16 protein-coding genes are annotated in these 12,685 nt (G+C 65.1%); 15 read left to right on the forward strand and 1 reads right to left on the reverse strand.

What is annotated here, in order from left to right:
* Window positions 1-67 precede the first annotated feature (67 nt).
* Window positions 68-586, reverse strand: a complete 519-nt coding sequence (locus VQ042_RS18060; protein ID WP_331821710.1) for a hypothetical protein — start codon at window positions 584-586, stop codon at window positions 68-70.
* Window positions 587-902: 316 nt separating this feature from the next.
* On the opposite strand from VQ042_RS18060, the gene VQ042_RS18065 reads away from it, so the two are divergent.
* From VQ042_RS18065 to VQ042_RS18135, 15 genes are all read left to right on the forward strand, one after another.
* Window positions 903-1,364, forward strand: a complete 462-nt coding sequence (locus tag VQ042_RS18065) for a hypothetical protein (RefSeq protein ID WP_331821711.1) — start codon at window positions 903-905, stop codon at window positions 1,362-1,364.
* 251 nt (window positions 1,365-1,615) lie between these two features.
* On the forward strand, window positions 1,616-2,284 hold the full coding sequence (locus VQ042_RS18070) for a hypothetical protein (RefSeq protein WP_331821712.1): 669 nt from the start codon (window positions 1,616-1,618) through the stop codon (window positions 2,282-2,284).
* 5 nt (window positions 2,285-2,289) lie between these two features.
* Window positions 2,290-4,242, forward strand: coding sequence for a phage terminase large subunit family protein (locus tag VQ042_RS18075; protein ID WP_331821725.1), 1,953 nt, complete (start codon window positions 2,290-2,292; stop codon window positions 4,240-4,242).
* Complete coding sequence (locus tag VQ042_RS18080) at window positions 4,239-5,870, forward strand: phage portal protein (RefSeq protein WP_331821713.1); 1,632 nt, start codon at window positions 4,239-4,241, stop codon at window positions 5,868-5,870. The genes VQ042_RS18075 and VQ042_RS18080 overlap by 4 nt, the downstream gene beginning before the upstream one ends.
* Window positions 5,863-6,144, forward strand: coding sequence for a hypothetical protein (locus VQ042_RS18085; protein ID WP_331821714.1), 282 nt, complete (start codon window positions 5,863-5,865; stop codon window positions 6,142-6,144). The genes VQ042_RS18080 and VQ042_RS18085 overlap by 8 nt, the downstream gene beginning before the upstream one ends.
* 10 nt (window positions 6,145-6,154) lie before the next feature.
* On the forward strand, window positions 6,155-7,234 hold the full coding sequence (locus VQ042_RS18090) for a head maturation protease, ClpP-related (RefSeq protein WP_331821715.1): 1,080 nt from the start codon (window positions 6,155-6,157) through the stop codon (window positions 7,232-7,234).
* Complete coding sequence (locus VQ042_RS18095) at window positions 7,234-7,620, forward strand: head decoration protein (protein WP_331821716.1); 387 nt, start codon at window positions 7,234-7,236, stop codon at window positions 7,618-7,620. The genes VQ042_RS18090 and VQ042_RS18095 overlap by 1 nt, the downstream gene beginning before the upstream one ends.
* Window positions 7,621-7,623: 3 nt before the next feature.
* Entirely contained in the window at window positions 7,624-8,661 is a 1,038-nt protein-coding gene (locus VQ042_RS18100; protein WP_331821717.1) for a major capsid protein, read from the forward strand.
* A 13-nt stretch (window positions 8,662-8,674) separates the two neighbouring features.
* Window positions 8,675-8,836: a hypothetical protein gene (locus VQ042_RS18105; protein WP_331821718.1), complete on the forward strand. Its 162-nt coding sequence runs from the start codon at window positions 8,675-8,677 to the stop codon at window positions 8,834-8,836.
* 42 nt (window positions 8,837-8,878) lie between these two features.
* Window positions 8,879-9,277, forward strand: a complete 399-nt coding sequence (locus tag VQ042_RS18110) for a hypothetical protein (RefSeq protein WP_331821719.1) — start codon at window positions 8,879-8,881, stop codon at window positions 9,275-9,277.
* Complete coding sequence (locus tag VQ042_RS18115; protein WP_331821720.1) at window positions 9,277-10,011, forward strand: hypothetical protein; 735 nt, start codon at window positions 9,277-9,279, stop codon at window positions 10,009-10,011. The genes VQ042_RS18110 and VQ042_RS18115 overlap by 1 nt, the downstream gene beginning before the upstream one ends.
* A gap of 9 nt (window positions 10,012-10,020) precedes the next feature.
* Entirely contained in the window at window positions 10,021-10,242 is a 222-nt protein-coding gene (locus tag VQ042_RS18120; RefSeq protein WP_331821721.1) for a hypothetical protein, read from the forward strand.
* On the forward strand, window positions 10,243-11,757 hold the full coding sequence (locus VQ042_RS18125) for a hypothetical protein (RefSeq protein WP_331821722.1): 1,515 nt from the start codon (window positions 10,243-10,245) through the stop codon (window positions 11,755-11,757). It begins immediately after the preceding gene.
* A gap of 12 nt (window positions 11,758-11,769) precedes the next feature.
* Window positions 11,770-12,141: a hypothetical protein gene (locus tag VQ042_RS18130; protein WP_331821723.1), complete on the forward strand. Its 372-nt coding sequence runs from the start codon at window positions 11,770-11,772 to the stop codon at window positions 12,139-12,141.
* Window positions 12,141-12,488 (forward strand): phage tail assembly protein, encoded by a 348-nt coding sequence (locus VQ042_RS18135; RefSeq protein WP_331821724.1) that lies wholly within the window; start codon window positions 12,141-12,143, stop codon window positions 12,486-12,488. Before VQ042_RS18130 ends, VQ042_RS18135 begins: the two co-directional genes overlap by 1 nt.
* Window positions 12,489-12,685: the final 197 nt, after the last annotated feature.

A 12,685-nucleotide genomic window follows, 5' to 3' on the forward strand; every position in this document is an offset into this window, starting at 1 on the left:
GCAACCGGGGCGTTTTGCGTTGGGAGCGTCTGGACCCGTGTTCTTAGGCGCGGCCCGGCGGGCCAACTCACAATGCTCGAAGACGTCGAATTAGCATTCTTCCCAGTGCCATCGCATCCTCCCAGAGTGCAATCTCTTGCTCGATCAAGTCGCCTAGTTCGGACGGCGACAATTTCGCGTACTTTCCTTCGATGTCGGACATGATGGTGGCGCGAACGCCACCGACCATACGACAGAACTTTGAGATGTCGCCGGCGAGCTCTCCCAAAAGCCCGACTTTGTCGAGGTTCTGCATGATTACTGGGAACTGCTCGGCACCGATTTCGTGCTTTGCTATCAGCCGTCCAATATCTGGGCGAATGCCCTTCTGCGCGGCTGCGGCCATTCGCTTGGCGCTTGTGACATGATCCCGGAGATTCATCAGGGATATGTAACCGTCGATTTCTGCCGCTATGGCCGAAGCCACCGCCTTTCTTTCTCGCTGCGTCTCTAAGTGATGAGAGAACCACTGTCCGCCGAATGAGGCCGCTGCCCCGACAAGCGCGCCGAGAAATCCGACCAGTGCCACTCCATAATCTGCCGACATCAGAACCCCTTATTTCGGGCGCGCGCTGTCAACCAAGGGTCTTTTGGCCAGAACGCGCTGCACTCCTCATCTACCATCGTAGATCGAAAAAAGTCCCGCGACGGATGTGCCGCACGGTGCTCCCACTGCTCCTCGACGCGGTCCAAGGGTGGCATCGAGAACGGTCGAGACGCTGCCTTTACGTGCGGCGGTTGATGATTGCTGTGACCTTAGTGGCAGTGCAGATGAATGAGGCGACCTGGTGAACTCTATCGTCCAGATCGACGCGAGGGATTTCGACCGGCTCTCCGACGCGTTCAAGCGTTTGCCGCCGGAGATGCAGGCCAAGGTGTTCGGCCGCGCCATCGGGCGCAGCCGCAAGGTGGTCGAGCGGACCTACGCGCAGCTAGCATCCGCTCGCATGGATATCGCGCAGAAGCACATCATCGCCCGCAGCAGAACATCGTCGTCATCCAGCAACATGATGCTCACCATTCGGTCGGCGCAGATCCCGCTGCACGAACTCGGCGCGAAGCAGAGGGCACGCGGCGTCCAGGTTTCATCGCGCGGCTCCTACCGGTCAGCGTTCATCGCCAAGGCTGGCAAGGGGCAAGGCAAAGTCCTGAAGCGAGAAGGGGCGGGCCGCTTCCCGACGCGTATGCTCTTCGGGCCGAACCCGGCAGGCGAGGCGACGCGCAACCCCGCAATCTATGAGGAGATGCTCGGGGAGATCGCCAATGGCGTGTTCCTCGGCGAAATCGCGCAGGGCATCAGCGAGATGCTCCGCCGCCTCGGCTGAGGGCGGAGCGCCTCGGCAGAGCCAGCTGGACGTGCTCGTCGCGGGCCTGCATCGCCCCTCCGAGCGTGTGGCAGGCCGGCAACAGCGATAGGGACCGTACCCGGCCTGCAGCCCTAGGCGGTGCCGGCGGTGCGCGGAATCTCCCCAGTCTGAGGGCGATTTCAGAGCCTAAAGAGCGGAGCCTCAAGAGCTAAACAGGGCTGCTTAAGAGCGGCATGGTCGGGTCTGGCCGATGCGGAAGGATGGTTGGCGTGAGCGAAACGGTCGATCGGGAGCGCACGCTGTCGAAGGGCGAGTTCGCAGCCGAGATCGGCGTCTCGGCAGGCCGGGTGTCGCAGATGATCGCCGAGGGCAAGATCGGCCAGGACGCAATGGCCGGTTCGGGGCGCACCGCCCGGATCAGGGTCGACGTCGCCAAGCACCAGATCGCGGCGCGGCGCGATCCCGGCCAGGCGCTGGGCAACGGCCTCGGCACCCGAGTAGAGACCGCGGCGCCGATCGCAGCAGAGAGCCTCGACGAGGCGGCCGGCATACGGATGCCCAGCGACAGTCCGGCGATCGGCGGCGACAGTTTCGACGCGCAGTTCAAGCGGGAGAAGCTTGCCGAGATCCAGCGCCGCAATCGCAAGGCAGCCGAGGAAGAAGCCGAGCGGCGCGGTCGGTTCATCGAGGCAGCCGACGCCCGGACGCAGATGACGCGGGTGGCGGCCGCGATGCTGTCGAGCTTCGAGGGTTCGCTGCAGATCATGGCCACGGCGATCACGTCGAAATACGGCATGCCGCAGCGCGACGTTCTGCATCTCCTGCGCTCGGAGTTCCGGGGGTTCCGCGAGAGCGAGGCGAAGCGGTTCCGGACGGAGGCGGACGGGCTGCCCGAGACGGTGGAGAGCGTGCTGGTCGAGGAGGGCGCTGCGTCGTGACCAGCATGATCGTCGAAACGGCGAACGCGCAGCATGTCGCCGCGGTCGTGATCGCCGACGTGATGACACCGCCGCCGGCGGTCGACTACCTGGCCTGGGCCGAGGCGAACATCGTCTTCTCCGAGCGGGAAAGCCCGTTTCCGGGACCCTATAACCGGACGCTGTTCCCATATTTCGACGAGATCCTGCGGGCGCTTGGGCCTGCCGATCCATGCCGGATCGTGACACTGAAGAAATCGGCACAGCTCGGCGGGACGGTCCTCGCCAACATCTTCGTCGGCGGATCGATGGCGATGGACCCGGGCGACGTCCTCTATGTCCATCCGACGGACTCGAACGCGCAGCGCTGGTCGAAGATGAAGCTGGCGCCGATGCTGAAGGGCACGCCAGCGCTCGCCCGGCTGTTTCCGATGCGCTCGCGCGACGGTCTGGATTCGGTTCTCTACAAGGAACGGGTCGACGGGCGCGGGGCAATCCAGATCTCGGGCGCCAATTCGCCGGCGTCCCTCAGCCAGGTGACGATGAAACGGCAGGTCCAGGACGACCTGGCCAAGTGGGAGATGAACAGCGCCGGTGATCCGGAAACGCAGGCCGACAGCCGGTCCCGCGCCCACGAGTTCGCCAAGATCCTCAAGGTCTCGACGCCGCTGGTCGAGCCCGGCTGCCGGATCACCGACAATTTCCAGAAGGGCAGCCAGGAGCGGCTGTTCCTGCCGTGTCCGCACTGCGACCACTTCCAGGTGCTGGAATGGGAGAACATGCTGGGCGTCCTCGACGATGCCCATCCAGAGGATGCGCATTTCACCTGCATCGAATGCGGTTGCGAGATCCGGGAGCATCATCGCTCGGCGATGCTGCCGCGGGGCGAGTGGCGGGCCGAGAACCCCGGCGCCCGGCGTGAGCACCGCTCGTTCGATCTGTGGTCGGCCTTCTCGTATCTGCAGAGCTTCGAGCGGATCGCCCGCGAATGGCTGGCGGCACGGGGCGATCCGTCCTCGGAACAGACCTTCTTCAACGACACGCTCGGCCGGGCTTACAAGACGCTCGGCGAGGCACCGTCCTGGGAGACCCTCCGCGATCGGGCCTCCGCTTCCGACTATGCGCATGGCCAGGTGCCGGTGGGCGCACTGGTGCTGACGCTGGGCATCGACTGCCAGGGAGACCGGGTGGAGTGGCAGCTGGTCGGCTGGGGCCGCGAGAAGCGCCGGTGGATCATCGAATACGGCGTGATCCCCGGCCATGTGTCCGAGGAGCGCTGCCGCACTGCGCTGGACGGGCTCCTGGCCCAGAAATGGCCGAACGCATACGGCCATCGCCTGACGGCCGACCTCGCCGCGATCGACGGCAATGCCTACACGGAAGACGTCTGGGAATGGGCGAAGCGCTGGCCGACCAGCCGAGTGATCATGGTGCGCGGCGTCGGCTCGGAGAGCGCGCCGCTGATCCAGCGTGTAAAGCGCGAGCGCACCGCCAAGGGTAAGCTCATCCGCTACTCCCGGCGGTTCTATAATTTCGCGACGAGCGTCCTGAAGATGGCGCTGTACCGGCAGTTGCCGAAGGACGATCCGTCGGCGCGCGGCCATGTCGGCCTACCCAAGGGTCTTGAGGACGAGTTCTACCGGCAGCTGACCGCCGAAAGCCGGCGACCGAAGAAGAACAAATCCGGCTTCACCGTCTACGAATGGGTCAAGGATCCTGGGCAGCCGAATGAGGGCCTCGACACGCATCTGCAGGCGGAGGCGGCGGGAATTCATTTGGGCCTGCGCACGCTGCCCGACGCGATCTGGGATCGCTACGAGGCGGAACGCGAGGTTCCTGCGGCGGATCTGCAGCTCGACATCGAGGACACGCTGTTCGCGGCGAGGACAGCTGACACGTTGCCGGCCAACACCGATGCCGGGCCGGCGGAGCCGCGGTCATCGATCCAGGACAAGCTCAAGAAATGGCGGAACCGATGAACAAGCCCAGGGTGCGCGTGCAGGCGGGCGCCGTTGCGTTTCCGAATGCCGCCGCGCAGGCTCAGTCGCGCCCGACCATGCGCTATCTGCGCGATACCGGCTCGGCCGTGCTCGGATCCCGCTGGACCGCGATGCCGGACAGCCGACAGGACATTCGTTGGGCGTGGGATCGAGCGGCTGCGCTGGCCGCAGACTTCATCCACAATTCCGGCCGCCTAAAGGGGGCGGTCGACCAGGTGAAGGCGGATACGGTCGGCACCGAGCTGAAGCTGAACGCGCAGCCGGATGTCACCGCGCTGGGCTGGAGCGACGAGGAGCGCAGCGTCTGGAAGCGCCTCGTCGAGAAGGAATGGCGACAGTGGTCGTGGAATCCGGCCGAGTGCGATCTTCGCGGCAAGCTGACGATCCCGCAGATCGTCGACGTGTCGCTCAATCATTTCGTGGCTTTCGGGGAAGCCTGCGGCGCACTGGAATACATGCCGGCAGGGATGCGCCAGCGTTACAATGTTCGCTCGGGACTGAAGGTCTGCGCGACGTCACCGGTCAATCTCGTGCGCGACACGATGGAGTTCGAGGGTCTGTTCCAGGGTGTCATCCACGACGCCAATGGTCGTCCGCAGGCCTATCGGCTGCGCACGCGCCGGGACGGCATGATGGAGACGCGGGACTATTCAGCCCGGGACCGGTTCGGATCGGCGCTGTTCTACCATGTGTTCGATCCGAAGGACCCTGACGACGTGCGTGGCATCTCGGAGCTCGCGCCCGTCATGAAGACCTGGGCGATGTCGGAGAAGCTTGACGACGCGACGCTCCAGACGGCGGTGTTGCAGACGATCTTCGCGGCGACCCTGTCCAGTCCCGAGCCGAGCGCGGCGGCCTTCGAGGCGATCGAGACACTGAGGGAAGTCACCGTTGATGGCCAGCCGATCGGCATGGAGCTGATCGGGGATTTCTGCGGTGCGCTGGGCGCGCGCCTTGATCGGGCCCGCGAGAGCAAGGTTGCGATCAGCGACAGCCAGGTCAATCACCTCGGGCCGGGCGAGGAACTCGAGTTCAAGACGGCCTCGACACCGGGCGGGCAGTATCTGCCGTTCTCCATGCATCTGCAGCGGATCATGGCGCGGTGCATCGGGGTGACGTTCTCTGCCTTCACGCTGGATCACAGCCGGGCCACTTATTCTTCGGTGCGCATGGAGAATGCCTCAATCTGGCCTGTGGTGCTGCGCCGGCGCGAGCGGATCGCGGCGCCGATCTGCCAGTCGATCTACGAGGCGTGGCTGACCGAGAGCGTCATCGAGGGGCGAATCCCGTTCGAGGGCGGGGTCGCTGCCTTCATGGCGAACCGGGACAAGGCTACCTGGGCCGAATGGGTCGGGCCGCCACCGCCGACCGCCGACGATCTGAAGAGCGCCAAGGCGGCGACCGAGCGGCTAGGCAACCGGACCTCGACGCTGGCGATCGAAAGCGCGGCCGTCGGCTACGATCCGCAGGACATCGCGGCGATGCGGCAGTCCGACATCGAGCTCTACGAGGGCTACGGCATGGAAAACCCGTACATGCCGATCGATGCGGCCATGTCGCGGCCTGTGACCGAGCCCGCTCCAGAATCGGAGCCGGTCGATGGCTGATCCCGTGATCATCGGCGGCGTGTCGGTCGACCCGGAAGACCCCTGCGCGACCTGGCAGGCGCTCTATGCGGTGCGCCTGCAGTTCGTTGCCGGACAGCGCACGGAAGAGATCGAGGTCCGCTCGCCGGTGTCCAACCGCCGGGTGAAGTTCGGCGCGGCCAACATCGCCGCGCTCGACCAGGAACTCGCCCGACTGGCGAAGGCCTGCGACGAGAAGAACGGCAAGCCGCGCACGCGGTTCGCGAAGTCGGTGCGGTTCCGCCCGACCTACTGAGGTTCATCACATGGCTGCGATTCTGGAAGACGGGAAGCTTCGGCTCTCCGGCTACGTCGGCGACTATTACTACGAGGACGGGTTCACCGCGGCGGATGTCGCGAGGGCGCTCTCGCAGATCACCGACGATGCCGATCTTGCCGTCCACATCAATTCCGGTGGCGGCGTTGCATGGGAGGGCGCAGCGATCCACGCGATCCTGTCGGCCCGCGGCGGCACGACAGACGTTGTGATTGAGGGCGTGGCGGCATCGGCGGCCTCCCTGATCGCCATGGCTGGCGCGACCGTGACCATGTCCGCTGGCGCCGTCCTGATGATCCACGATCCGTCGATGCTGACGATCGGCGACAGCGCAGAGCATACGAAGACGATCGAGATGCTGGAAGCGCTCGCCTCGTCCTATGCGCGGATCTACGCGGACAAGTCGGGCAAGTCCGCGGAGGATTGCCGGGCGATCATGAAGACCGAGCGCTGGTTCAATCCGCAACAGGCTGTCGACGAAGGGTTCGCCGACGAGACCACCGAGATCCGCGGTGAGGCCGTCGCGGCCTTCCCCTATCAGGCCTATGCCCACGCGCCTAAGCGGCTCGTCGCCATGGCCGCAAAGAAGAATTGGCGTCTTCCCGACGCCGATACGCGAGCGGCTGCGTCCGCCGCACACCGTCAACCAAAGGAGCCATCCATGACGGACAAGGAACGGGCGGACGCTCTGGCCGCCAAAGTCGCCGAGCTCGAAGCTCAGATGAAGACCGGAAAGGACGCGGATGAAACCGCCGCCCTCAAGACGGAACTCGCCGAGCTGCGTGCCAAGGACAAGGCCCGCGAGAACGCCGACGCCATCATGGCGCTGGAAGAGGCCACCGGTCGCGAAGCCCAGGCAAAGGCTTTGGCCGATGCCGGTGTCGAGGCCGAGAAGGCCAAGGCGATCCTCGCCGCTGCGCCGAAGGCAGAGGGCACAGGCGAACTCACCCCGGAAGTCTACGGCAAGGCCCGCATGGGTCTCGGCCAGCCGAACAATCCCGATCCGAATGCGGGGGCGGCCACGCTCACCGCCAACATGCGCAAGCTGCTGGGTAAGGAGGCCGCATAATGGTTACGCTCACCGAAGGACGCTACGCCAGCGACTGGCTGAAGCGCGAAGCCGACAGCCTCTTCTCCCGCGAGGAAGCCGTCATCCTCTCCGGCGCCGGTGTCGTCGAGTCCGGCACCGTCGTCGGCAAGATCACGGCTTCGGGCAAGTACAAGCCGGTCACCGTCGCAGCCGCCGACGGCAGCGAGGATGCCGCCGGCATTGTCATGTGGACCGTAGACGCGACCAGCGCCGACGCCACGGCCGTCATCATCGCCCGCGACGCGATCGTGGTGCATCAGGGCCTCAAATACGGAGCCGACGTCGATACGTCCGGCGAACGTGCGGCCATCCACACGGCTCTCGGCGCGCTAAATCCGCCGATCCTCGTGCGCGAAGGAGCGTAACCGATGGAAAATGTCCTCGATATCTTCAACCAGTCGGCGTTCTCCGCGACGTCTCTGACCGGGGCGATCAACATCGTCCCGAACGACTATGGCCGGTTGCGGGAACTGAATCTGTTCCCTGCCGAGCCGATCGCCACCACCTCGGTTGCGATCGCCTTCGCCAACGGCACGCTGAACCTGCTGCCGACCCGCACCCGCGGCGCGCCGTCCTCGCTGGCAATGCCGGAGAAGCGCTCGGCCAAGCAGTTCTCGGCTTTCCACATCCCGCACGAAGACTTCGTCCTCGCGGAGGATGTGCAGAACGTGGTCGCGCGCTCGGTCGCCGGCAACGTCCTGGAAAACGTCGAGACGGTCGTGAACCGCCGCATGATCACCATGCGGCGCAAGCACGCCATCACGCTCGAGCATCTCCGGATGAGCGCTCTGCGCGGCAACATTCTCGACAGCGATGGCGCCAGCCTGCTGAACCTCTTCACCGAGTTCGGCGTGACGCAGAAGTCGGTCGACTTCGTCCTCGGCACGGCGGCGACCGACGTGAAGGCGAAGGCCCGCGAGGTCGTCACCTACATGGAGGACAATCTCGAAGGCGAGGTGATGACCGGCATTCATGTGCTGGCCTCGCCGGAATGGTTCGAGAAGTTCATCGGCCATGCCAAGGTCGAGGAAATCTACAAGTACTACGATGGCGCGAACAATCCGCTCCGCCAGGATGTCCGTCGCGGCTTCCCATTCCACGGTCTCACGATCGAGGAATACCGCGGTGCGGCGCAGTACCTGCAGGAAGACGGCACCTATGCCAGCCGGAAGTTCGTCCCGGCGGGCGAGGCGATCGCGTTCCCGCTGGGCACGACGGACGTCTTCCGGACCTACTTCGCGCCGGCAGACTTCATGGACACGGTGAACACGATGGGCGAGGAAATCTACGCCCGTCAGGCCCGCGACATGGAGTTCAACCGCTGGGTCAAGCTGCACACGCAGTCGAACCCGCTGCCCATCGTCAAGCGTCCGAAGCTTCTCGTGAAGCTGACGACCTCGAACTGAGAAGGGTGATTCCATGCTGGTGAAAAACACCAAGTCGGGTGCGACGGAGACGATGCGCTATGGCCCCGCCATGGCCGCCGTCGACGCCGGCACTCACACGATCGTCAACATCGGCGAGAACGGCAAACCGAAGGCCGAAAAGGCCAAGGCAAAGCCGAAGGCCGACGAGAAGTGACATGGGGCCGGGCGACCGGCCCTTTGCATAGGGAGGTGAGCGATGGCCTGGGATCAGTATCTGGCGCAAGCCGACCAGGCCGTCGCCGCCTTCTTCGACACCGAGACCTTCACCGTCTCTGCCTACAAGCGCGGGGCGGGGAAGTCGCGCAACGATGACCCGGTGCCGGATCCGGCTAAGCCGGCTTTCGAATTCAAGGGCTCCTTCGAACTGGAGCCATCGATCAACGCCTTCGGAGGATCGACCAGGTCCTCGGCCGACGATGTTGCCCCGCGGCACGTCTCGCAGGCGATCGTGTCGGCCCTGGTGACCGGCATGTCATGGCGCCCAACGACTGGCGACCGTCTCGTCCGAGAAGCGGATGGGTGCGCCTATGTGATTTCCCTGGTCGACGGCGACGGCACCGACCGCGTCCTCTTCCATGTCAATCGAGGCAATTGATGCTCGCTGCCGAAGCCATGCGGCTTGCCGCCTATGAGGCGCTGGTGCCGTCCGATCGGTTGCTGCAGGAGAATCCCGTCTGGCCGACCATGGCCGCCGACCATGTCTTCGACAGCCAGGCGATCCGCTTCGAGGATCTGGCGGACGGCGTCGAGTTCACGCCGTCGATCGCGCTCTACACCGACGACAGCAGGAGCGTGCGGCGCGGCGAGGGGGCGACATCGACGATCGGCTTCGCCACGGCGACTCTGACGGTCGTCTGCGAATTGTCCGTCGCGGTGAAGGACGACGGTGGTCCCTTCGCGGATGCGATGGCGACCAGCGATCCTAAGGCGCGTCTGGTGCTCGGCGCGCTCTGCGCTCAGGTGCGGCAGGCACTGGTGCGTGGTCCGACCGGGGCAGCCTTCCGGCGGGTCGTGAAGAGCGTGGAAGAGATCCGCATCGACCAGTTCGCTCTGCCGGAGATGGGGCTGCGTTGGATGCGCAGCACGATGAGCTTCTCCTGCTCGATCGCCGACGACGAGTTCACCGACGCGGCCGGTCTGCCGCAGCCGATCCGACGCCTGATGGAGTCGCTGCCCGACAATTCCTATGCCAAGGCGAAGCTCCTCGAGTTGCACGCCCTGTTCCTGGCAACCGATCGCACGGCCCTCGCCGGCATCGACTTCTCGACCACGGCCGACCCGGCTGGACCCGAAGGGCCGCAGGGCACCGTTCCGACCGCCAACCCGTAAGAGGGCACCATGACACCGAAGCGATACGTTCTCGCCAAGCCCGGCGAGGCGCTGCCCATTCGCGGCCGTCTGTTCAAGGCAGAGGGCGAAATGATGGACCCCGACGACGCCTTCACCCGCCGGCTTGTCGCCGAGGGGTGCATCAAGGCGGCGCCGAAGCATTCCGCAGAGCCCGCCAAGGATGACGGCGGCTCTACCACCAAGCGCCGTCGTTCCGAAGGAGAGAAGTAAATGGCCATCGGCTTCAATTCCATCCCGGGCAACATCGTTGCCCCGATCATCACGTTCGAAGTCAACTCGGCCGGGCAATTCGAGAGCCAGTCGCGGCTGGTTCTGATCGGCCACAAGAACAGCGCGGCGTCGCTCGCCCTTGATACGCTGACGCCGGTGCAGACCCTGCAGGAAGCAATTTCGCTGACCGGCCAGGGCTCGATGCTCGCCGAGATGTTCCGCGTCGCCCGGGCCAACGCGCCGGCGCAGGAAATCTGGCTCGGCGCCGTCGAGGACACCGGTACCGCCGAGACCCGCACGGTGACGGTCGATTCCGTTCCGGCATCCGGCGGCGTCGGCGTGATCCGGATCGCCGGCGAGATCCTGCAGGTCGAGATCGCGGCGGGCGACGAGGTGGCCGATGTCGCGACGGCGCTGGCCGCGGCGATCAACGGCTACCAGAACCGGCTGACCCTGGCGGCGCTGCCTTTCACCGCGACCGCGGCGCTGGGCGTCGTCACGCTGACGACGCGCCACAAGGGCGTCATCTTCGGCACCGTCGATATCAGCGTGCCGACCTCGGTCGCGGGCAACGCCTTTGCCGGCACCGTCACGATCGCCGTCGGCGTTGCCGGTGCTGGCACGCCGGACCTGTCCGGCATCCTCGCCGAATATGGCGACGACGCCTTCGACTGGACGATCTCGCCGTTCTCCGACGAGGTGAATGTCGGCCGCTATGAGACGCTCATGAATGACGTCTCGGGTCGCTGGGCGTGGAGCCGTCAGGCCTATGGCCATGTCTTCACGGTGATGACCGGCACCACGTCGGAGCTGACCACCTTCGGCTTGTCGAAGGACACGCGGCATCTGTCGGTCATCCCGCAGATCGCCTCTGGCGAAAACAGCACGCCGTCGTGGCTGTTCCTCACCGGCGAGGTGTCGCGGGTCGTGCCGTGGCTGTCGGACGGTGCCACCGGCAATGTCTCGCGCAACCAGACGGGCCTGGTCGTCCAGCAGGTCCAGGCGCCGCGCAAGCGCTCGACCTGGCTGAACGACTATGCCAGCCGCGACGCGCTGCTGACGTCCGGCATCTCGACCTTCGGCGTCAACGACAATGGGAACGTCACGGTGGACAAGATCGTGACCATGCAGCGCACGGATGGGGCAGGGAACGTCGACACGACCTTCCGCGACATCCAGACCATCGGCCAGCTGATGTATGCGCTGCGCCGGTTCCGGGCGCGGCTGCAGGCCGAGCATGGGCAGAAGGCGATCGCCGACAGCAATCCCGGCGACCTTCTGGCGATCACGACCGTGAAGGACATCGCCAACACCATGGTCGCGACGGCGGCGGCCATGCCGGGTGTCCTGGAGAACATCCGGGATTTTGCGGCGCAGCTCGAGGTCCGGCGCAATGCCGACAACCCGAACCGGGTCGACATCTATGCCCCGCTCGACATGATCAACCCGCTGGACGTCATCGCCGCCAACGCGACCGTCTACAAGCAGTATCCCGCCACTTCGGTCGCGGCATAAGGAGGCTCTCACATGGCTGGCAATGATTTTGGCGGCGAGATGCGTCTGCGCCTCGCCAATGGCGACAACCCCACGCTGCGTGCGGCTGTGACGCTCAATACTGCAGGCCTCTCGTCGGAAGTGGTGACGAACCAGAACGGCTCGAATTCGCGGGTCGTCACCCTGCGGTCCCGCCGCGCTGAACTGACCCTCGAAGACAATGGCGAGAACTTCGACGATATCCTGCGAGCGCCGCGGCAGGATATCTACATCACCGAGGAGTTCACCCAGATCAGCCACATCTTTGGCAATGCAATTATCACGGGTGACGTCAGCAATAACCGCGCCAACGGTGAGGTTTCGGGGCTGATGATCGACGCTGACACCTATCAGCGGCTCGGCTAATGGCGGACGTTACGATCAAGCTCTCGCGGCGGTATGATCACGGCAGCGCGCCGTTTGACACCGTGGTGCTGCGAGAGCCCAAACTGAAGGACCGCCGCGTCGGCGGGCCCGTCCTCGACGTCCAGCGCGGTGTCGTGCTGCGGGATGACGAGGCGATATGGCGGTATGTCAGCATGCTGATGGTGGAGCCGCAGTCTCCCGGCGCGATCGACCTGCTGGACCTCGCCGACGCCGAGATGTTGTCGGAGACGATCGTCGGTTTTTTTACCAGGGCGAGGCTGTCCTACATCGAGCGGACGAACTCGTCTTCCGGCTCGGATGGGACGCCGGACGCGTCGAAGACCTGACCTTCGACGCGATCACCTGGTGGTTCGATCGGGCTGTGGGGTGGCACGAACGGCAGCCGAAGCGGCACCGGCCGGGCGCCACATCAGGGGAATCGCATTTGGAAATTTTTGTAGTCTGATTGTTCACTTGCGTTTGCGGTTGCGATGGATTCTTCGCTTGGCCGGCGGATTTTCGCCGTTGGGAGGATGCCGTGGAA

This window comes from Aurantimonas sp. A2-1-M11, from assembly GCF_036549475.1.
Lineage (GTDB): Bacteria > Pseudomonadota > Alphaproteobacteria > Rhizobiales > Rhizobiaceae > Aurantimonas.